This window comes from Enterococcus sp. ARL09-542 (assembly GCF_005234805.1).
In the GTDB taxonomy this organism is placed as follows: Bacteria; Bacillota; Bacilli; order Lactobacillales; family Enterococcaceae; genus Enterococcus_D; species Enterococcus_D gallinarum.
Genome location: NZ_QPQX01000001.1, coordinates 157,092 through 176,281 on the forward strand (window position 1 = coordinate 157,092; position 19,190 = coordinate 176,281).

General features: G+C 40.8%; 19 protein-coding genes. 12 read left to right on the forward strand and 7 right to left on the reverse strand.

Annotation, left to right across the window (positions count from 1 at the left end; genetic code table 11):
* Nucleotides 1-83 precede the first annotated feature (83 nt).
* Nucleotides 84-467, forward strand: a complete 384-nt coding sequence (locus DVW06_RS00725) for an MmcQ/YjbR family DNA-binding protein (RefSeq protein WP_003125636.1) — start codon at nt 84-86, stop codon at nt 465-467.
* A gap of 86 nt (nt 468-553) precedes the next feature.
* On the opposite strand, the gene DVW06_RS00730 is transcribed toward DVW06_RS00725, so the two are convergent.
* Complete coding sequence (locus DVW06_RS00730) at nt 554-1,210, reverse strand: TetR/AcrR family transcriptional regulator C-terminal domain-containing protein (RefSeq protein WP_029486477.1); 657 nt, start codon at nt 1,208-1,210, stop codon at nt 554-556.
* Nucleotides 1,211-1,326: 116 nt separating this feature from the next.
* Between DVW06_RS00730 and DVW06_RS00735 the strand changes: the two genes are divergently transcribed.
* Nucleotides 1,327-3,036 carry an ABC transporter ATP-binding protein gene (locus DVW06_RS00735; RefSeq protein ID WP_005470568.1) on the forward strand — a complete coding sequence of 570 codons (1,710 nt, stop codon included), beginning with the start codon at nt 1,327-1,329 and terminating at the stop codon, nt 3,034-3,036.
* 2 nt (nt 3,037-3,038) lie between these two features.
* Entirely contained in the window at nt 3,039-4,808 is a 1,770-nt protein-coding gene (locus tag DVW06_RS00740; protein ID WP_003125639.1) for an ABC transporter ATP-binding protein, read from the forward strand.
* An 85-nt stretch (nt 4,809-4,893) separates the two neighbouring features.
* Here the strand turns inward: DVW06_RS00740 and DVW06_RS00745 are convergent, their stop codons facing one another.
* The 3 genes from DVW06_RS00745 to DVW06_RS00755 are packed head-to-tail and all read right to left on the reverse strand — an operon-like array spanning nt 4,894 to nt 7,136.
* Nucleotides 4,894-5,184 (reverse strand): rhodanese-like domain-containing protein, encoded by a 291-nt coding sequence (locus DVW06_RS00745; protein ID WP_003125640.1) that lies wholly within the window; start codon nt 5,182-5,184, stop codon nt 4,894-4,896.
* Entirely contained in the window at nt 5,159-6,823 is a 1,665-nt protein-coding gene (locus DVW06_RS00750; RefSeq protein ID WP_137264306.1) for an FAD-dependent oxidoreductase, read from the reverse strand. The genes DVW06_RS00745 and DVW06_RS00750 overlap by 26 nt, the downstream gene beginning before the upstream one ends.
* A 1-nt stretch (nt 6,824) precedes the next feature.
* A complete protein-coding gene (locus tag DVW06_RS00755; protein WP_003125644.1) occupies nt 6,825-7,136 on the reverse strand; it encodes a rhodanese-like domain-containing protein in 312 nt (103 codons plus the stop codon).
* A gap of 152 nt (nt 7,137-7,288) precedes the next feature.
* Here DVW06_RS00755 and DVW06_RS00760 point away from each other — a divergent pair, with 152 nt between their 5' ends.
* The gene (locus tag DVW06_RS00760; protein ID WP_021150309.1) at nt 7,289-7,558 is read left to right on the forward strand and encodes a metal-sensitive transcriptional regulator; all 270 of its coding nucleotides are present in this window, start codon (nt 7,289-7,291) and stop codon (nt 7,556-7,558) included.
* A gap of 278 nt (nt 7,559-7,836) precedes the next feature.
* On the opposite strand, the gene DVW06_RS00765 is transcribed toward DVW06_RS00760, so the two are convergent.
* Entirely contained in the window at nt 7,837-8,625 is a 789-nt protein-coding gene (locus tag DVW06_RS00765) for an L-threonylcarbamoyladenylate synthase (RefSeq protein ID WP_003125646.1), read from the reverse strand.
* Between the two features lie 396 nt (nt 8,626-9,021).
* Here DVW06_RS00765 and DVW06_RS00770 point away from each other — a divergent pair, with 396 nt between their 5' ends.
* The 6 genes from DVW06_RS00770 to DVW06_RS00795 all read left to right on the forward strand — a co-directional run bounded on the left by DVW06_RS00770 (nt 9,022) and on the right by DVW06_RS00795 (nt 13,808).
* Entirely contained in the window at nt 9,022-9,858 is an 837-nt protein-coding gene (locus DVW06_RS00770) for a YitT family protein (RefSeq protein WP_029486479.1), read from the forward strand.
* Nucleotides 9,859-10,122: 264 nt separating this feature from the next.
* On the forward strand, nt 10,123-10,800 hold the full coding sequence (locus DVW06_RS00775; RefSeq protein ID WP_086269025.1) for a L,D-transpeptidase: 678 nt from the start codon (nt 10,123-10,125) through the stop codon (nt 10,798-10,800).
* A 47-nt stretch (nt 10,801-10,847) separates the two neighbouring features.
* Nucleotides 10,848-11,153 carry an MGMT family protein gene (locus tag DVW06_RS00780; protein ID WP_003125650.1) on the forward strand — a complete coding sequence of 102 codons (306 nt, stop codon included), beginning with the start codon at nt 10,848-10,850 and terminating at the stop codon, nt 11,151-11,153.
* Nucleotides 11,154-11,274: 121 nt separating this feature from the next.
* The gene (locus DVW06_RS00785) at nt 11,275-11,676 is read left to right on the forward strand and encodes a VOC family protein (protein WP_003125651.1); all 402 of its coding nucleotides are present in this window, start codon (nt 11,275-11,277) and stop codon (nt 11,674-11,676) included.
* Nucleotides 11,677-11,991: 315 nt separating this feature from the next.
* Nucleotides 11,992-12,501, forward strand: a complete 510-nt coding sequence (locus DVW06_RS00790; RefSeq protein WP_005470580.1) for a hypothetical protein — start codon at nt 11,992-11,994, stop codon at nt 12,499-12,501.
* The gene (locus tag DVW06_RS00795) at nt 12,498-13,808 is read left to right on the forward strand and encodes a glycosyltransferase family 2 protein (RefSeq protein ID WP_003125654.1); all 1,311 of its coding nucleotides are present in this window, start codon (nt 12,498-12,500) and stop codon (nt 13,806-13,808) included. The genes DVW06_RS00790 and DVW06_RS00795 overlap by 4 nt, the downstream gene beginning before the upstream one ends.
* Before the next feature lie 76 nt (nt 13,809-13,884).
* Here the strand turns inward: DVW06_RS00795 and DVW06_RS00800 are convergent, their stop codons facing one another.
* Nucleotides 13,885-14,655 carry an ABC transporter permease gene (locus tag DVW06_RS00800; RefSeq protein WP_086269026.1) on the reverse strand — a complete coding sequence of 257 codons (771 nt, stop codon included), beginning with the start codon at nt 14,653-14,655 and terminating at the stop codon, nt 13,885-13,887.
* Complete coding sequence (locus tag DVW06_RS00805) at nt 14,648-15,583, reverse strand: ABC transporter ATP-binding protein (protein ID WP_137264307.1); 936 nt, start codon at nt 15,581-15,583, stop codon at nt 14,648-14,650. Before DVW06_RS00805 ends, DVW06_RS00800 begins: the two co-directional genes overlap by 8 nt.
* Before the next feature lie 360 nt (nt 15,584-15,943).
* On the opposite strand from DVW06_RS00805, the gene DVW06_RS00810 reads away from it, so the two are divergent.
* On the forward strand, nt 15,944-16,645 hold the full coding sequence (locus DVW06_RS00810) for a YcjF family protein (RefSeq protein WP_034704047.1): 702 nt from the start codon (nt 15,944-15,946) through the stop codon (nt 16,643-16,645).
* Between the two features lie 647 nt (nt 16,646-17,292).
* Nucleotides 17,293-18,816 carry a helix-turn-helix domain-containing protein gene (locus tag DVW06_RS00815; protein ID WP_238696153.1) on the forward strand — a complete coding sequence of 508 codons (1,524 nt, stop codon included), beginning with the start codon at nt 17,293-17,295 and terminating at the stop codon, nt 18,814-18,816.
* Nucleotides 18,817-19,190: the final 374 nt, after the last annotated feature.

The following is a 19,190-nucleotide window of genomic DNA, read 5'->3' on the forward strand; positions in this document are numbered from 1 at the left end:
AAATCAACAGTTTGCTTATGAAAGAAACCCTCTAAGATATGGTACACTAAAGAAAAAATCAGTTTCAAACCGGAGGGATGGCAATGAATAATCAGATCCAACAACGAATCGATCGCCTGAAAAGTTACGGTCAGTCATTGGCAGGTGCTAATGTGGCCTATCGTGAGGATTGGGGGACGATTTATTTTGGTCTAATCGGCAAACAGTTTGGTATGATGAGTCCTGAAGCGAATGATGATGCGATCATTACGTTGAAAAATAAACCGGAAGTCAATGAAGAATTACGTGAACAATACCCTGAGGCGATTATTCCCGGATACTATGCCAATAAAACCCACTGGAATTCTATTCGTCTAGCAGCGGATGAGGTAACAGACGAACAAATTGAACAGTTGATTTTGACCTCTTATGAACTGGTTTATCAGAAATTGACGAAAAAACAAAAAGAAGAACTAACAACGCTTTAAAAAACGCAACAAAAACACCAACGAGCCTCGTGCCTTGAAATCGGAAAGCGATTTAAGGAAACTTAGTGAGATTTGTTGGCGTTTTTTTATTTTAGAGAGGTATTTCGCTTGTTTAAGCCAGCCAGATAAATCGCGATACTCTCCAGAAAAACTTGACGTTCGTCGATTTGTTTGCGTTGTTGGATGCCTTCTGCCATCCCATTTAAATGATTCTCAACAGCATAGCTGCGCATAGCAGAGACATGTGCCCGCAATTTTTCATCGCCAGTTACAATTTTTGCTCGTAATTGTTCTTCTTTTTGACGATCGAGTAAGTGTCCCAATAAGAGATGATGCAATGCCTGAACGGTTTGACGGCTTTGGGCAGGAGTGAAGCCGGCTTCGATCAATATAGTGATCATTTGCTCTAAATGCAGCAGTCGGCTAGGATAGGAAGGAATCGTATGAATCTCTAGTTCTGCACCACAGGGATATTGGAGATAGAGATCGTAGTAATTGGCCATAAAGGTTTGCAACTGTTCTTGCCAGCTACCCGCAGGGACATCCGGCAGATCATTTTCCATCGTTTCAGCCATCGCTTGCAACAGCTCTTGTTTATTCGTGAAATACCAATACAATGCCGGTGCTTGAACAGAAAGTACTTTTGCCAATTTGCGCATGGTTAACTGAGAAAGGTCAGATGTTTCCTTTAGGTAGGCAAAAGCCGCATGAATAATTGATTCTTTTGATAACTTTTGTTCCATAAAAAAATCATCCTTTGTTCGCTTGCAACATTTTTCTAAAAATGGTAAATTATTGTCCGGCTTTATTTTACAGTGTTAAATAATGCCTGTCAAACTGTAAAGGAGTGTGTTTTAAGATGGATCTTGTTTTACGCCATGTAAAGAAATACAAAGGCGCTGTCTTCATTGCGCTGGTTTCTGTAGCTGTCATGGTACTGGCTACGTTATGGCAGCCGAAGCTGCTGCAACAAGTATTGGAAGCAATCATTAAAGAAGACGACAATGAAATGAAATCGATTGGGGTCCAATTGATCGGTCTAGCCGTGTTTGGGCTGGTGGCTGGGGTCATCAATACTATTTTCTCTGCCAAAGTAGCGCAAGGAGTCAGTGCGGATATTCGTGAAGAAGCCTTTCGTAAAATCCAAACTTTCTCGTTTGGTAATATCGAGAAATTCTCAGCAGGAAATCTGGTGGTTCGACTGACCAATGACATCACCCAAATCCAAAATTTAGTGATGATCTCCTTGCAGTCGTTGTTTCGGATTCCTTTCTTATTTATTGGTGCCTTTATCTTAGCCATGACCACGATGCCTCAACTTTGGTGGGTAATCGTCGCATTGATCGTTGCAGTAGTGATCATTACTGGTCTTTCTTTTACACAGATGGGCAAACATTTCATGATCATTCAAAATTTGATCGACAAAATCAATAGTGCAGCAAAAGAAAACCTTTTAGGGATTCGTGTGGTGAAATCATTTGTTCAAGAAAAAAATCAATTGAACAGTTTCACGAAAGTCAGCGACGAACTAACAAAACACAACATCATCGTTGGTACGCTTTTCTCTGTGATGATTCCGTCCTTTATGCTGGCAGCCAACTTAGCGGTCGTAGGCGCGATCTTCTTTGTCAGCGACCTTGCAAAAGACGATCCGACATTGATCGGGGGAATCGCTTCTTTCATGAATTATTTGATGCAGATCATGATGGCGATCATTATCGGCGGTATGATGATGATGATGACTTCTCGGGCAGCGGTCTCTCTCAAACGATTGAAAGAAATTCTGGTTACCGAACCAGACTTGTCCTACAAAGATGTTCCACAGCAAGAATTAGCAGGCAGTGTGGCATTCGAGCACGTTTCTTTCCGTTATCCTGGGGATGAGAAAAATGCTTTGACAGACATCAGTTTTTCAATCGCTCCTGGAGAAATGATTGGGATCGTCGGGGCAACTGGTGCAGGGAAATCGACATTAGCTCAATTGATTCCGCGCTTGTTTGATCCAACAGAAGGAACCGTGCGAGTTGGAGGCGTCGATTTACGAGAAGTAAATGAGCAAAGCTTACGTCAAACCGTTTCCTTTGTTCTACAAAAAGCGATTCTTTTCTCCGGAACCATTGCCCAAAATCTGCGCCACGGCAAAAAGAACGCCACTGTCCCTGAAATGACCCATGCAACAGAAATCGCGCAGGCAAGTGAATTCATTCAAAAATTGACGAACCGTTTTGAAGCACCCGTAGCGGAACGAAGCAGTAATTTTTCTGGTGGTCAAAAGCAACGGCTGTCTATTTCACGAGGTGTCATCGGGGAACCAAAAATCTTGATTCTAGATGATAGTACGAGTGCATTGGATGCTCGTTCGGAAAAACTGGTTCGTGAAGCCTTTGAAAAAGAACTGCAAGCTACCACCACGATCATCATTGCACAGAAAATTGCTTCTGTTGTGAATGCGGACCGCATCCTGGTGTTGGATAAAGGTCGTCTGGTTGGAGTAGGTACCCATCAAGAGTTAGCTGCCAACAATCCAATTTATCAGGAAATTTTTGAGACTCAGAAAGGAGCTGAATAACTATGACGGATTTGATCAAAGCAAGCAAGTTTTTTTATCACTATTTAAAACGATACAAACTCTCTTTCTTTTTCATTTTCATTACCGTGATTGCAGCCACTTATCTGCAAGTCCAAGCACCGGTCTATGTGGGGCAAGCCTTTCAGGAATTAGCGAATTATGTTGGTGGATTGATGCAAGGCGTAGATGACAAGTCAAAATTCGTATCTGTCATCTGGAAGTTACTGCTGTTTTACGTATTGGCAAGTGGAGCAAACTTTATTTATAGTATCTTGTTCACGCAAGTGGTGGGGAAATCCACCAATCGAATGCGAATCGGGTTATTCAATAAATTGGAAAAATTGACGATCAAATTTTTTGATTCCCATCAAGATGGTGAAATTTTGAGTCGTTTTACCAGCGATTTGGATAACATTCAAAACAGCTTGAATCAAGCATTGCTGCAAGTATTGACCAATGTGGTATTGATGATCGGGATTTTGATCATGATGTTCCGACAAAATGTCACATTAGCTTGGGCGACGATTGCGTCTACACCAATTGCCATCCTGATTGCAGTCATTGTGATCCAAAAAGCTCGCAAATATGTCGATCTGCAGCAAGATGAAGTAGGAAAACTAAACGGGTACATTGATGAAAAAATCAGCGGCCAACGGATCATCATCACCAACGGTCTTCAAGAAGAAACGATTGATGGATTTTTGCAGCACAACCAAAGTGTTCGGGAAGCCACTTACAAAGGACAAGTTTACTCAGGATTGCTTTTCCCAATGATGCAAGGAATGTCGCTGGTCAACACGGCGATCGTGATTTTCTTTGGCGGTTGGTTAGCATTGAATGGGGATTTGGAACGTTCAGTTGCTCTAGGCCTTGTGGTGACTTTCGTTCAATATTCTCAACAATACTATCAACCGTTGATGCAGATTTCTTCTGGTTACAGCATGATTCAATTGGCAATCACTGGCGCCCGTCGTTTGAATGAGATGTTTGATGAACCGGATGAAGAAAAACCGGCAAATGGTGAAAAAATCACTGGTATCAAGCAAGAAGTGGCATTGAATCATGTTGATTTCGGTTATGATAGTGATCGTTTAATCCTTAAAGATGTCACCATCCATGTCAAAAAGGGTGAAATGGTGGCATTGGTAGGACCAACTGGTTCTGGAAAGACAACCATCATGAATCTTTTGAATCGCTTCTATGATGTGACGAATGGCTCAGTAACATTTGATGGTCAGGACATTCGACAGTTAGATTTAGATGCATTGCGGGAGCATGTGGGGATCGTGTTGCAAGATTCGGTACTGTTTTCTGGGACGATTCGGGAAAATATTGCTTTTGGTAAGCCGGATGCCAGTGAGGAAGCGATTATTGCAGCAGCAAAACAGGCCAACATCCATGAATTTATCATGACGTTAGAACAAGGGTATGATACACCAATCACGGAAGAAAACAATCTATTCAGTACCGGGCAAAAGCAGTTGATGAGTATCGCTCGCACGATTTTGACCAATCCATCTTTATTGATTTTGGATGAAGCTACCAGTAATGTTGATACGGTGACGGAAGCGAAGATTCAGCAAGCAATGGATGAAGCCATCAAAGGGCGGACCAGTTTTGTCATCGCCCATCGTCTAAAGACGATTTTGAATGCCGATCGAATCGTTGTCTTGCGGGAGGGGCAAGTCATCGAAGAAGGTAGCCATCAAGAATTATTGGCAGAAAACGGGTTTTATGCCGAACTTTACCACAATCAATTTGTTTTTGAATAGTTAACTGACGAGTTTAAACCAAAACCCAATGACTGCTACTTGGATCAAAGTAGCGGTCATTGGGTTTTATTTGGTGTAACGTGTTTTAAACGAGTTCACCTGGCCAAGCAGAAGTGCCGCCTAATACATTGATCGCCTTGAACCCTTGCTGGTCCATATAGTGACAGGCTTGCTCTGACCGAGCACCTGAGTGACAAATCACGTAGTAGTCAAGGTCTTTCTCCAAATTGGCAGTAGTGAAGTGAGATAACGGATTATTTTGCGCATTTGGTACATGTCCGCTGATAAATTCATCGACTTCTCTGACATCAATCAGGTGGAACTTCTGTTGTTTGCTTGCTTGATAAAATTCAGGCATTGTGATCGAGCGATACATGAATGATTTCCTCCGGTCTGATAGTTTGATAAAGCGCAAAAGCCCCGTCTAGATTTTTTGCCTCGTAGCCAGATTGTTTGAGAATCCGTTCGGCTAAATAGCTTCGCAGTCCGCTATGACAGCTGACGATATAAGAAGCAGTCGGATCAAGTTCAGTCAGTCGGTCTCGTAATTCATTCAGCGGAATATGCAGGGCGTTTTTGAAGCGGCCAGTCATTTCCGCTGTATTGCGGACATCTAGTAATTGTTTGCCGGCAGCTAATTCTGCAGAAAGTTCATGCCACTGGATTGATTCACTGATCCCTTCGATTAGATTCAATGCCGCATAGCCGATCAGGTTCACTGGATCTTTGGCGGAACCAAAAGGCGGTGCATAACTTAGTTCCAGTTCTGTTAAATCTGCCACCGTCAATCCACTTTTGATGGCTGTGGCTAATACATCCATTCGTTTATCGACGCCACTCTGTCCAACGGCCTGAGCACCATAGAGAGTACCTGTCTCTTTATTAAAAATCAATTTCAATAGCAGATCTTTAGCACCAGGGTAATAGCCAGCATGATCTTTTCCGCTGACATGAATCACAGCTGGCTGCAAGCCCGCAGATACTGCTGCTTTCTCGCTTAATCCGGTCATGGCTGCTGTAAGCCCAAAGACTCGCAGGATAGCAGTTCCAATATTGCCACGGTTTTTCCTTGGCAGACCAGCGATCACGTCTGCGACTTGCCGGCCTTGACGGTTAGCTGGTGAGGCTAAAGAAATCAACGCATCTTCTCCAGTTAATTGTTGTTTCGTGACGATAGCATCTCCGACAGCGTAAATGTCTTTTTGCGACGTTTGGTAGTTTTCGTCTACAAGGATTCCTCCTCGAATACCAGTAGTGATCCCAGCTTCCGCTGCTAATCTTGATTCTGGTTGGACCCCGATAGACAATAATGTCAGGTCTGAGTCCAGTACAGTGTCATCTTCTAACCGAATTTTTTTCCCTTCTTCTTCAAAAGAAACTGCGGATTGGCCCGTAATGACCTTGATTCCCTTCGCTATCAATTCATTTTTGACATAGGCAGCCATTTCTTCATCCATCGAAGGTAAAACCTGCGATGCTTTCTCAACGACGGTGACCTCTAAGCCACGGTTTTTCAGACTTTCTGCCATTTCCAATCCAATAAAGCCGGCACCGACTACGACGGCTTGGCGGGTATGTTGATCGATTTTCTGCAAAATAGCATCCATATCCGGCACATTTCGTAACTGACGGCAGTTTGTGGCACGGTCTAATCCTGGGATTTTTGGTATGATTGCTTTTGCTCCCGGAGCAAGAATCAACTTGTCATATGATTCTTCATAAGTCTCAGAATCTCGATGGATAGTCACCGTCTTTTGTTCTGGGTGAATAGCCAGTACTTCTTGATTTGGACGAACATCCAAACCAAAACGTGCCATTAAGGACTCTGGTGTTTGCAGTAGTAATTGATCGCGAGTAGTAATTTCACCTGCGATAAAGTAAGGAAGGCCGCAGTTCGCAAATGACACATAAGGACCTTTCTCTAGAACAATGATTTCAGCATCTTCCATTAAGCGGCGTAATCGAGTTGCAGCAGACATGCCTCCGGCGACCCCACCGACAATCAGTACTTTCATTTTATTTTCCTCCTTGAATTGGTCCTTGCCATTGATTCATGCCACCGCGAATCGTTGTGGCATCATAGCCCATTTTAATCAATAATTTGGCAGCTTGTTTGCTGCGGACGCCTGATTGACAGATCACATATAACGGTTCTTTTTTTCCTGAATAGTGGGCGATTTTATTTAATGGGACATTGGCGGCATTTCGAATATGCCCACCCCGGTATTCAGAGGGCGTCCGGACATCAATAACTTTCGTTTTTGCAGTTAGTGCTGCGGAAAAATCACGAATAGAGATGGAAGGGACAGAACGAAACAATGAAAACATAGACATTCTCCTTTATATACGGTATGGGGTATATTAAACCCAGTTTTTCTATATTTGTCAATGATTTGATTTGATTAACATTGCGGATACGAAAAGAATGTTTGACCGTTATACCGTTGTAGGGTATATTCTAATAGGAAAGGAGTGAGACGATGGATAAGACAAGAAGTGAACAAAAAAATGTGCTGAATCGTTTAAAACGTGCCGAAGGGCAGATTCGTGGGGTTCAAAAAATGATCGAAGAAGAGAAGGAATGTATCGATATCATCACTCAGTTAAGTGCGGTACGTTCAAGTATCGATCGTGTGATGGGCATGATTGTTGCAGAGAACTTGAAAGATTGTTTCGAGAATCCAGAAAAAGATCCTCAAGAACAAGCACAGAAGCTGGAACAAGCGATTCAGATGATCATCAAGAAATAGTAGCTCTATTCTTTAGGAAGAGACTGTTTTCATAGGGGACTGACTGATGTAACCAGTAAGCTGAATCATTAAATCTGGAACGCTATCATGACGATCAAAGAAATGATTTGATCTGTGAAGAGTAGTATTGAAAGGAAAATGCTGTTGTATGCAAGAATTACCCTCAAAAAATTAGGACATCAGCTGTAAGCAGTTCGATCTAAAGTCTCAGCTACGGTCGAAGAGTCGTAGCTAAGGTTAGTTGAATGCTTGGACTGATGTCCTAATCTATGAATTGCTTAGTAGTATTCGCCGTGGCGATAGTCCCAGGAATTGAAGTGATCGGACAAAAACAGTTGGATTTTATCTACAGCTAAACCCTTCCGAATCAATACAGGCGCCGGGGTGATCGATCGCTGAGAGCCTTGATGAGGAATCAATTTGCCAGCAGAATCTACGAAAGAAACCATGACTCCTTGTTCGTAGCGGGTCTCTATCGTTTTATCTGGTTGGATCGAAGCGACATAGTCATTGCTTTCAATGATGAGGTCTGCTTCGTTAGCGATTTGTTCACCAATTCCTTCCACCAGACCACGATTGCCTTTACCAGAAGGATTTGCTGAGCTGGCAAACAATAGCTGTTGCTTTTCCTCCCAAAGAGCTTTAGCGATTTGTTCTCCAGGAACGCCGAATTTGATGACGAAACAACTCGTTTCCCTGGTATCCATCATCAATTCTTGCGATCCGTCAGGAATATATGCTTTTCCAGACTCTTTCCATGGTAAGATCGCGCCAAAAAGAACATCGTTGTCCCAACATTTTTGGTAAACTGCCGCAATTTCATCGTTCCATTCCGCTAATTCTTGTAATTGTTCCAATGAGCTGCATAATACAACTCCTGGCTTATTACGTTTGCGATTTTTGGCAGAAAACTTGCGTTCTAGTCCTTTCTTGTCAGAGACGGCAATAATATAGCCTACTTTAGTGGGGCAAACGATGACTTTGCCTTCTTGCTGGAGCAGTTGGATTGCTGCTTCGTTGGGTTCGCCAGACCAAGTGGTTTGTTTGTTTGTCTTCAAATGGTTCATCCTTCCTCATTTTGTTTATTTCGCCTAAAAATTCAGAAAATTCTGATTTAAAATCGTTAACCTTGATAATAAGGGAATCTCTAAAGAGAGTCAAGTGCAAAAAGATGGAAATGCAGCAGCATTCTAGATGATCATTTTCAGAGAAGGCTGAAAAAAATGCTTCTCTTTTCCAACGATTCTGTGAGAAAATGAACGTCAGAACGCAAGTCAAAAGGTTCCTAAACAACCAAGCTTTGAGCAAATTTTTCTTACCTGTACTTGATCCTATAAGAAAAAAAGTTTCAGTCTTCTGAACAGAAATTTCGTCTCAACTCAGAGATGAGGGTATAGTAAAAGCACAAGTTCTCGGAAAAAATGACAGATTCTATTCGGATGATCAAAGAAAAGAGGAAGACAATGAAGCAATTGATAACTTATAGTAAAATACTCTCTGCACTGGTGATTCTAGCGGTGAGCATCAACATGTTTTTAGGTCCTCATCATATTGCAGCTGGAGGGGTCAGTGGCATTGGAATCTTGATGGAATCTGCTTTGGGCTGGGACCGTGCGCTTGTGATCATGGTTCTGAACAGTGTGATGTTGGTTCTGGCCTATGTTTTTTTGGGGAAAGCGCCTTTCTTCAAGGTGCTGTTCGGCAGCATAGTTTTTCCGTTAGCAATTGCCGTAGTGCCTGAATATATGTTGGCCAGTGATCGTCTGCTGTCTGTTATTTTTGGGAGTGCGATTTTTGCTGCTGGGGTTGCTATTTTATATAAAAATAATTCTTCTAGTGGCGGAACTACGATTCCGCCGCTGATCTTCCAGAAATATTTCCATATCAATCCTTCCATCGGGCTTTTAGCCACAGATGCGGTTGTGGTAACAATGAGTTTACTGGTTTTTGGGTTTGAAGAATTTTTGTTTGCGATTCTTTCGATTGTGATTACTTCGATCGTGATGAATTATATCGAAACTGGGATGGACCGCAAGAAGTCTGTGATGATCATGAGTGAGGAACATCTTGACGAGATTCAAGCGGCCATTGCAACGGCAATTTCTAGAGGGGCAACCTTGTTAGAAGCACAAGGTGTTCATCGAAGAAGTGAGAAACAAGTTTTATTGATCGTTGTCAACGATCAAGAATTTGCTGATATCAAACAATTGATTGAAAGCATTGATCCGCAGGCATTTGTAATTGCCAGCAATGTAGCTGAAGTTTTAGGACGAGGGTTTAGTTACCACCCGATTGAATGAGGCCTGTCCGCATCCGTTTGAAGCGCTGCACGATGTTGTAGGCTGGTTCTACTCTTTCATTTTTAACTGGCTTTTTAGTTACAAAGGCGTTAAACTGCTAATGGATCATTTTATCAAGAGTTTTTTAAGAGACGCTGAAACGAAATCTGCTGTTAACTTGTTTTGTCACTGCTGATTAAAATCACGTTTTAGAAGCAGCTTTGGTAAAATGAACTGGAAATTGTGCCTGAGAGATTTTTCGACGGCTTAGTAAGGATAGAAATAATGAAAGAAAGATACCCTAAAAGAACCATTGGTATGTTTGTGAGTGCTGTGCTGTTATTCATTGTTAGTGCCAGCCTATCACATAACGTAGCCGCTGGTCAGACGAACCAGTCTACAGAACAGATCAAACAGACCATTCCTAAAAAAGCAACGATCCCTACGAAAAAAAATGCAATTACTAAAAAGGAGAGATCAGGAACGTCTAAATCCTCAGAGGATTCTTCTTCGACAGAAGTAGCCGTCGCAGATTGGCGTCATCCATCTGAGAAGAAAGCCTATCCTGTTTTACAAGAAGGTGATTGGGTCGATGTCTCATTGGCAAACCAGCGGGTGAAGATCATGCGGAAGAATCGAGTGCTTTATACGATGGTTTGCTCTACTGGATCAGGAGGAGACCGAAGAACGCCTACAGGAACTTATTCCATTCAAGCTGAAAGAGGAGAAACTTTTTTTAATGAATCTTCTGGTGAGGGAGCGAACTATTGGGTATCTTGGAAAGATCATGGCGTCTACTTGTTTCATTCGGTGCCGATTGACGCTTCGGGAGATTACATTGAAGAAGAAGCAGAAGAACTAGGACAAAAAGCCAATTCTCATGGGTGTATCCGTTTGACTGTTGCAGATGCAAAATGGTTTTATGAACATGCCCTTTATGGCATGCAAGTTATCGTGCATTGAGCGAACAAGCAAATTCGCTAACGCTTGAAAGGAGCTGCTTGATAGGTATGAATCCATTTTATGAAGAGGTGTATCGTTTCGTAAAGAAGATTCCGTATGGCAAAGTGGCTTCTTACAGCCAAATAGCTTGGGCTTTAGGTCGCTTGAATGGCGCACGAGCTGTAGGACGCGCCATGAAATATTGCCCAGAGTCATTACCAGCCCATCGGGTAGTACGAGCAGACGGCGAGATCGTGGGCTTTACCGCCGTAGAACGAAAGCAGCGGCTGCTAGCAGAAGGAATCGTCTTTAAAACAAACGGAAAAATCGATATGAAACAATGCAGCTGGCATGGAGAAAAGGAGTCATCCTGAAAAATGCCGCTGCATTTTTTGTGAAAATAGCTTCAAATTGATTGTTTTGTTTATCTGGATCGGCCCTTTATAATAAAGGAGCAATGACATGTCGCTCGGGTTTGTCAAAGGAGGAAACAGCATGGGAAAGATGGTTTTTATCAATTTGCCTGTTCAAGATATCAAGCGAGCTACTAGTTTTTATGAAGCGTTGGGCTTTAGCAAGAATGAAGAATTTTCGAATGAAACATCAAGTGGAATGATGTGGAATGAGACGATTTGGGTGATGCTGTCAGAATATGCGTTTTATGAACAGTTTTTAAATGGTAGAAAGATTGCGGATACGCAAAAGACGAATGCTGCCTTGATCGCATTTAGCTTTGATACACCTGAAGGAGCTCGAGACTTTGCTAAAGCGGCTGAAGCCAATGGGGGACAGTCGTTTCAAGTAGAGATGGGGATTCCAGAGGAAGAAATGCTTGGTTTTGAAGTGCTTGATCCGGACGGAAATCAATTAGAATCTGTCTGGATGAAAGGGTACTAAAAAGCAAGATTCGTGGGTGTTCAAAAAAATGGACTTGCCTGATAACTTTTGAAATTGTTGTTAGCGGTTTTCTTTTTAGGAAGTCGAATTAAAAGAATAGGATCACAAGGAAACTGGCGCAAGCTAGTTTCTTTTTCTTTCGAATCGATTCAACTAAAATGTAGGTATACTCGCTTAGACCTAGTCCTACAAGAGGTCAAATATAGCTTTTATTGATTAAGTGTTTTTGTGACCGCTACCAGGGTTGATGCTTCTTTTTAGTAATAAGCGATGTATAGATGGAGAAGAGAGTTACAGCCAAAAGGAGGATGTGGGATGAAAAAAAGAATCACCAGAGAAGAAGTCAGTCAACAGCTGGTTTCAGATTTGTTTTTTGAAAAAGGACATTTAAAGTTAACGTTGTGGCAATCATTTTTGACACTGCTTGCGTGGATTGCTGTGATCGTACCATTCGTTTGGGTCGCTTTCCCGGTTTTCTTTCCGCAAACAGCCGCTCAAATACGATTTAGGACCTATGTGGAGGAAGCCACTATTTTTAGATTGTTAGCATTGTTTTTAGGAATTTCCTTCGTTCTTTTAGTTATTCTTTTTGTTCTGTTGACCGTGAGGAACAATCGGCGTTTTCGCCATACATTGCGGAAAGAAGTCTTGCATGATGAAAGAAAACTTGAACAGCGCAAAGAAGTGTTGGAAGAATTTTTTGATGACCGTTTTGGTCCTGAAGAGATGCGGCATTCTGTTTGTTATTATGAAGTGAAACCGGAACAAAATCTAACGGAAACAGAAATAGTAAAGTTGTATAAAGATAAGGGGGTCTCTCTATGATTGAACAAATCGATACGGGATACCCGATAGTGGATTTCTTCCTTTTTCTATTAGTGGCCATTTTATTTACTTATCCAATCTTAGGCGGCTTTGCTTGGTTCATTGGCGTCCTTTGTCATACGTATTTGTTTAAGCATCAACAGATTGAATGGATCCCCATTCCCGAAGAAGTAGAGCCAATGATCACGACCATGGTCCCTGCCCATAATGAAGAAGTGGTCATTAAAGATACCATTCATTACTTAATGAATAAACTGAATTATACCCGTTACGAAGTGTTAGTCACAGATGATGGCTCAACGGATCAAACACCAGAAATCCTTAAGCGTTTGCAGCAAACCTACCCTAATCTACGAGTGGTACGCATCCAAAAAAACCAAGGAAAAGCCCATGCCTTTAATATCGGGATCGGTTTTGCTAATGGAGAACTGATTTTGAGTAACGATGCAGATACTGTACCGGAACCCGATGCACTCTGGAAATATGTCAATTACTTTATTCGCCAAGATGCGGTAAATATTTCAGCGATCACTGCAAACATGGACGTTCAGAATCGGACGACGATTGTCAGTAAGTCACAAACTGTTGAATTTTCAAGTATCGTAGGTATTATCAAGCGGACGCAACAAGGCGTGCTAGGTGTTATCTATGCATACAGCGGTGCCAACACGATGTATCGAAAAAATGCTTTGATCGATGTGGGACTCTTCCGCCAAAATCGTGCCACCGAGGATATCAGTATTGCCTGGGATCACCAATTCCAAGGCTGGTTGTCCTTGTTTGCTCCGCGGATCATGTTTTTCATGGAAGTTCCTGAGACCATGAAGATGCTTTATCGCCAACGGAAACGTTGGGCAAAAGGCGGTACAGAAGTCTGGCTGACAAATTTCAAAAAAGTATTCACTCATCCATTTCAAAATATTGGTCGGTCCGTCATGTTTGTGGATCAAACATTGAGTATTATTTGGTCGATCTTCTTTTGGATCTCTTCAGCACTGTTCATCTTTTCTTTTCTTCGTTTTGCATTCGAAGGAAACATTGAACGAATGTATCATATGGTGACAATGGCCTTCCTATTCGTTTGTTTTGAAATGGTTGCTGGGATCATGCAGTTGTTGACTAGTTTATTGGTGGACGATGCTGGCAGAAAAATCAAGTATTTCATTTTTGCACCATTTTATATGCTGATTTATTGGATGGTCAATGCTTTAACGATCGTAACGACCTTCATACCAGCGGTCAAAACAATTTTGGGACACGGCAGCGGTGTTTGGGTCAGTCCCGAAAGACAAGGCAAAAAGAATTAGAAAAAGGCTGTGCCAAGAACTCTCTTAGTTCTTGGCACAGCCTTCCTGTTTTTATTGAAAGATAGCCGTCAGTTTCTTAGCTGCGTAGACCGCGGCCTTTTTCAATTAATTTCCAACAGATACCGTACAAAACAATTATGAATAAAACTAGAATCAGAACAGAGACTAAAATCGGCACATCAGTTGTGCCCAAAAAGCCATAACGGAATCCAGAGATCATATAGACGATTGGATTCACTTTAGAAATAGCTTGCCAAATTGGTGGCAGCATCGAAATGGAATAGAAGACGCCTCCTAAATAAGTCAGTGGCTGTAGGACAAACGTTGGCACGATCGATACATCGTCAAATGATTGGGCAAAGATACCATTTAGCAAACCAGCTAGTGAGAAAAGAATTGCGGTCATCACTAATGTCAGAATAACCATTACCCAAGAAAAAACATGCAAAGGAACAAAAAAGAGAGAAATCACTGTGACCAGCATACCAACAAAAATACTTCTGCCCAAACCACCGAAAACAAATCCCCAAATAATCACATGAGTAGGTACGGGTGCAACTAAAAGTTCCTCAATATTCTTTTGAAACTTCTGAGAAAAGAAAGAAGACGAAACGTTCGCGTAAGAACTGGTGATCGTTGACATCATGATCAGCCCGGGAACGATAAATTCCATGTAGGAGAAGCCGCCCATTTCGCCAATACGGCCGCCAATCATTTTCCCAAAAATAATAAAGTACAACGAAGTCGTTATCACTGGTGGTACGAGTGTTTGGACCCAAATCCGTAAATAGCGGTTGGTTTCTTTGACCGCTAGACTTTTTAATGCTGTAAAATAAAGACTAAACATTTTTTTCCCCCGCTTCATGCTTTTCTTCGGTTAATTTCAAAAAGAGTTCCTCTAAACGATTCGATTTGTTGCGCATGGAAAGAACTTTGATTCCTTGCTTAGTAAATTGCTCAAACAAATCATTAACGCCTTGATTGCGCTCAATCTCGACTGCTAACGTTTGATCATCTTCAAAAGCACTTTTATAGCCGGAGATCACAGGTGGTTTCACATAGGTATCTAAGTCAAAGAGGAATGTCTCAAACTGTAATTTGGACAAAAGGGTCTTCATGCTGGTATCTTCGATCAATTCACCGGATTGAATGATTCCGATGTTGCGGCAGAGCATTTCTGCTTCCTCTAAATAGTGAGTGGTTAGAATAATCGTCGTACCATTTTTATTTAATTTTTGCAAGAAGGCCCACATTTCTCGGCGCAGTTCGATATCTACGCCAGATGTTGGTTCATCGAGGATTAAGAGTCGCGGCTCGTGCATCAGAGCCCGTGCAATCATCAAACGGCGCTTCATTCCTCCCGAAAGCATTCTGGCCCGAACATCGCGTTTCTCCCATAAATTGGATTGCTTTAGGTATTTTTCGCTACGAGCGATCGCTTCTTTGCGAGGAACGCCGTAGTAGCCCGCTTGATTGACGACGATTTGCTGTACTGTTTCGAAAGGATTGAAATTGAATTCTTGTGGAACTAAGCCGATTTGTTGCTTGACTTGAACCAATTCTTTGTCCAAATCATAACCGAAAACTTTGACACTGCCAGAAGATTTGTTTACTAGTGAAGTAATGATCCCGATGGTTGTTGATTTGCCAGCACCGTTCGGCCCTAAAAGCGCATAGAAGTCACCTTCTTCAACTGTCAAGTTGATACCGCGTAATGCTTCGACGCCGGTCGCATAGACTTTTTTTAGATCTTTTATTTCAAGTGCATAGGTCATTGATTTGTTTTCTCCTTATCAATTGATGATTTGTTGTGGGGATTGGCAGCAGCTGCTGCCTATATGAATAAAACACGCTCGATTAGACACGCTTCTCTGAATAGAGGTTATGACACTTTCATAATACCCAAGAAACAAGTAGTCATTATACCACGGGAGAGACTCTCGTTTAAAGGGGGTATCGTTGGATCGGTCATGTGAGCTTTTTTGTTAGAAAGAAGTTGATTTCTTGTGCTTCCGTTAAGAATTATAACACCTGGAGCGCGGCTTTAGGTGATTTTTGTTTGTTAGTGTATGATGAAAATAAGAGGTTGAGAAAGCAACTAAATCTATGACAACTAATCATTAAAGGTGGTTTTTATGAAATTAAAGAGAAACACTCCCAAAAATAAAAAATCTCAAAAAGAGATTTTGCTGCAACAAGTGGATGAACCAGTGAAAGAATCGGCAGAACAAGAAGAGTTTCAGTCATTCTTTGCAGAAGTTTTAACCAAACTACCAAACAAAACGGCAGGGATCATTCGTCGATCTTTTGAGAAGTCAAAACATACGGCAGAAAAGATCCAAGCAAAAAGCCGTACCCAATTTGATGCCGTCTTCTCTGAATTTTTAATGGGTGTGGATGATGCTACGAAGAAGAAAGCGCATCGAATCATCCATGCCGCTTCTCTGACGGCGGCCATCATTGGTTGTTCACCTATTCCGTTTTCAGATGCGATACTCCTTGTACCTGTTCAAATGACGATGATGGCTAGACTACACAAGTTGTTTGGTCAATCGTGGGTCGAGGGAATCGCAAAAAGCATTTCTAAAGAATTAGTTGTTGTTAGTTTAGGTAGAAGCGCTGTGGGGAATATTATCAAGTTCGTACCGGGGGTCGGTACGATCGCCGGCGCGTCCATTAACGCGGGGGTAGCCAGTGCTATTACTGAATCTTTAGGTTGGGTTACTGTTAAGATGCTGAATGACGGCGAAGATATTTTTGAACAAGCCATGTCCTTTAAAGGCCAATATCACACCTTATTTAAAGCATTAAAAAAAACACGAAGCAAATCATCTTAAAATATATACCGCTCGCAAGAACGTTCGTATAGGATGAGTCCAGAAACATCAACAATAATTTTTTCAAGAGACCTTTGGCTATTCTCGAAGGTCTCTTTTGCTTGTGTAAGATAAAATAGGGGGATTTGTTTTTCCTGAAAAAGTATAAAAGCATCACATGGATAATTATCGTCAGTAAATGGCTAACCGAAAGCAGCGATAAAAAGGTCTTTATTAACAATAATTTTCCTGCATTTATAGGAGTTCCTGCCAAAACATTTCTAGTGACAATGTAAAAAAAAGTGAGTTCATTTTCCCGAATTGGGTTTCTCAAGATACAGATTAACTTTATAATTTTTAGTTAGTGGAGTTAAATTCTCATTAAAAATTGATGGCTGAAAGGAAGCACTTAAGTAGTAGGGAGGATCAATTACAGAATTAAGGTCAGAGAAGGCAGTCAGATGCCTTTTTTTATAACAGTAAAAAGTTGAGCGTTCTTCCTTTGTTGAGTCGCACTACATAGAACAGATGAAGAATGAGCGACTTATTCGACAAATGTTTAAAATTAGATTAAAAATTAATATATATATTTAATCGTTTTGTCAGTTTATATGAGTATGAAAGAAAGCAACTTATGAACGAACTTCTATTTAATGCAGGAGGAAGACATGATTATTCAGGATCTTTTTGAAAAGCGAACCCAATTAATGGTCAATTGCTTGCGTTATATTTATCAGTCAAATAGTTTTGTAACAATCGTTAATTTATCAGAAAGACTGAATGTGAATCGAAAAACAACGGATAGTATTCTTAATGAATTGCAAAAAATCAATCCGCAAGCAATCAAAATCAAAAAAGCATTAGGGTGCTCTTTTAGTGGCAATAAAAACATTTATTTTGATATACAACATGAAATTTATAATCAGTCAGTCATATATCAAGTGATCGAGAACTGTCTATTGTCAAAAAGAATTAAGATTGAAGAGTTTTGTGAATTGAATTACATAAGCCTTTCAAACCTAAGAAAAAAATTTCTTTGCATCAACCGTAGTCTGCAACGCTTTGAATTAAAGATAGGCACCAAAAATAGACGAATCGTGATTGAAGGGTCCGAAAGCCAAATTCGTTACTTTGGTCATTCCTTTTTTTGGACGATTTGTAAAGGCGGTCAGTGGCCCTACCCCGAATTGAATTATGCTCATATCAGAGAATTATTCGTTCAGCGAATCTTACCTAATTTTGATTTTCAACTGAAGCAATCGATCGTGGATAAATGGTGCTACTTGATTGCGATCAACATCCTCAGAGATAAAAAAGGCAACCGCTTGAAAATGGAGGAAATGCCTCAATGGTCGATCAATATGACTCAAGATCTATTTGAAAAAGAGTTTCAAAATATCAAAGATTCTTTCTTTCAGTATAGCTTTTTTAGAGATGAAAGCATTTATTTTCTATTTTTGATGATGCAAACTTCCACGCAGTTTTACGCTAAAAAGGCGACCTATAAGCAAATCATCGATTTTTGGGAAAGAGAAAAAGCAGAGGTGTATTTAGAAGCAGTCAGTCTCTCAGAAAAATTGACATTGCCGTTAAATGGCGGAAATGAGAAAAATGTCTTCGGCATTTTATTGGCGGTGCATTCTTTTTATGACGCTTTTGAAGGATTCCTGGAAGTAGGTTCCGATTCAGATATCATCCGCTATTACAGACACTACTACCCAGTGCTTGTGAATAAAATACGTACCATTTGTTTTGGCAGCACAACAGGGCAACTTACAGAAAAACAGGAGTTTCTGCTCTTACGATATGTTCTTGCCTACACGGCTCTGATCACACCTACTTTATTTGAGAAAAAGATCATTGTTTCTGTAGAAACAGATTTTCCTTTCTCATTTGAACAGTTCTTCATTATGCAGCTGAAAAAGATCTTCTCCGCTCTTTATAATATTGATTTTATTGCTGCGGAATCACTAGTTGAAGAGCCAGACATCATTATCTCAAACACCTACCAGAATCGTTCGGCAATCTACATGAGTGGAGCGATCGACAGTTTAGAGATTGAACGTCTGACAAAGAAAATCGAATCCATCAGAGGAGAACACATCTTGCAGGAGAATGTGATTGTTTTTTCGCAACAAGTAGTCAGTGCCGTTTTCGAAAATCATGAAAGCGCTAAGGATATTTCTGTGTAATAAAGATGTAGAAAATTATCGTTCCAAAAAAGCAACTAGCAGTTGGCAAGTAAAGAATAGAAGCAATCAAATAAATTTTGACCAGAAGCAATCAAAGAAAAATTCCTAAGGTTTTGCCTGCGGTGTGTATATATTTCTATGTATGCACCGCTGATCAATGGGGACATATACACAGTAAATGAAATTTCGATTAGAACAACTAATGAAAAATTACACAAAATATAAGCGTGATTTTATTATTTTCTATTTTTATTATGTTTATATAAATATGTTGGGTTTGTTTTTTAGATGATAACGCTGATTTTAAAGCAATTGAAATTGTTAATAGTCAAAATATTTTTTTATTCTTGTTTGTTAATAAAGTAACAATCAAT

Coding starts and splice junctions, on each gene's coding strand:
- DVW06_RS00725 (WP_003125636.1), top strand. CDS start 84: ATGAATAATCAGATCCAACAACGAATCGATCGCCTGAAAAGTTACGGT.
- DVW06_RS00730 (WP_029486477.1), bottom strand. CDS start 1,210: ATGGAACAAAAGTTATCAAAAGAATCAATTATTCATGCGGCTTTTGCC.
- DVW06_RS00735 (WP_005470568.1), top strand. CDS start 1,327: ATGGATCTTGTTTTACGCCATGTAAAGAAATACAAAGGCGCTGTCTTC.
- DVW06_RS00740 (WP_003125639.1), top strand. CDS start 3,039: ATGACGGATTTGATCAAAGCAAGCAAGTTTTTTTATCACTATTTAAAA.
- DVW06_RS00745 (WP_003125640.1), bottom strand. CDS start 5,184: ATGTATCGCTCGATCACAATGCCTGAATTTTATCAAGCAAGCAAACAA.
- DVW06_RS00750 (WP_137264306.1), bottom strand. CDS start 6,823: ATGAAAGTACTGATTGTCGGTGGGGTCGCCGGAGGCATGTCTGCTGCA.
- DVW06_RS00755 (WP_003125644.1), bottom strand. CDS start 7,136: ATGTTTTCATTGTTTCGTTCTGTCCCTTCCATCTCTATTCGTGATTTT.
- DVW06_RS00760 (WP_021150309.1), top strand. CDS start 7,289: ATGGATAAGACAAGAAGTGAACAAAAAAATGTGCTGAATCGTTTAAAA.
- DVW06_RS00765 (WP_003125646.1), bottom strand. CDS start 8,625: ATGAACCATTTGAAGACAAACAAACAAACCACTTGGTCTGGCGAACCC.
- DVW06_RS00770 (WP_029486479.1), top strand. CDS start 9,022: ATGAAGCAATTGATAACTTATAGTAAAATACTCTCTGCACTGGTGATT.
- DVW06_RS00775 (WP_086269025.1), top strand. CDS start 10,123: ATGAAAGAAAGATACCCTAAAAGAACCATTGGTATGTTTGTGAGTGCT.
- DVW06_RS00780 (WP_003125650.1), top strand. CDS start 10,848: ATGAATCCATTTTATGAAGAGGTGTATCGTTTCGTAAAGAAGATTCCG.
- DVW06_RS00785 (WP_003125651.1), top strand. CDS start 11,275: ATGGGAAAGATGGTTTTTATCAATTTGCCTGTTCAAGATATCAAGCGA.
- DVW06_RS00790 (WP_005470580.1), top strand. CDS start 11,992: ATGAAAAAAAGAATCACCAGAGAAGAAGTCAGTCAACAGCTGGTTTCA.
- DVW06_RS00795 (WP_003125654.1), top strand. CDS start 12,498: ATGATTGAACAAATCGATACGGGATACCCGATAGTGGATTTCTTCCTT.
- DVW06_RS00800 (WP_086269026.1), bottom strand. CDS start 14,655: ATGTTTAGTCTTTATTTTACAGCATTAAAAAGTCTAGCGGTCAAAGAA.
- DVW06_RS00805 (WP_137264307.1), bottom strand. CDS start 15,583: ATGACCTATGCACTTGAAATAAAAGATCTAAAAAAAGTCTATGCGACC.
- DVW06_RS00810 (WP_034704047.1), top strand. CDS start 15,944: ATGAAATTAAAGAGAAACACTCCCAAAAATAAAAAATCTCAAAAAGAG.
- DVW06_RS00815 (WP_238696153.1), top strand. CDS start 17,293: ATGATTATTCAGGATCTTTTTGAAAAGCGAACCCAATTAATGGTCAAT.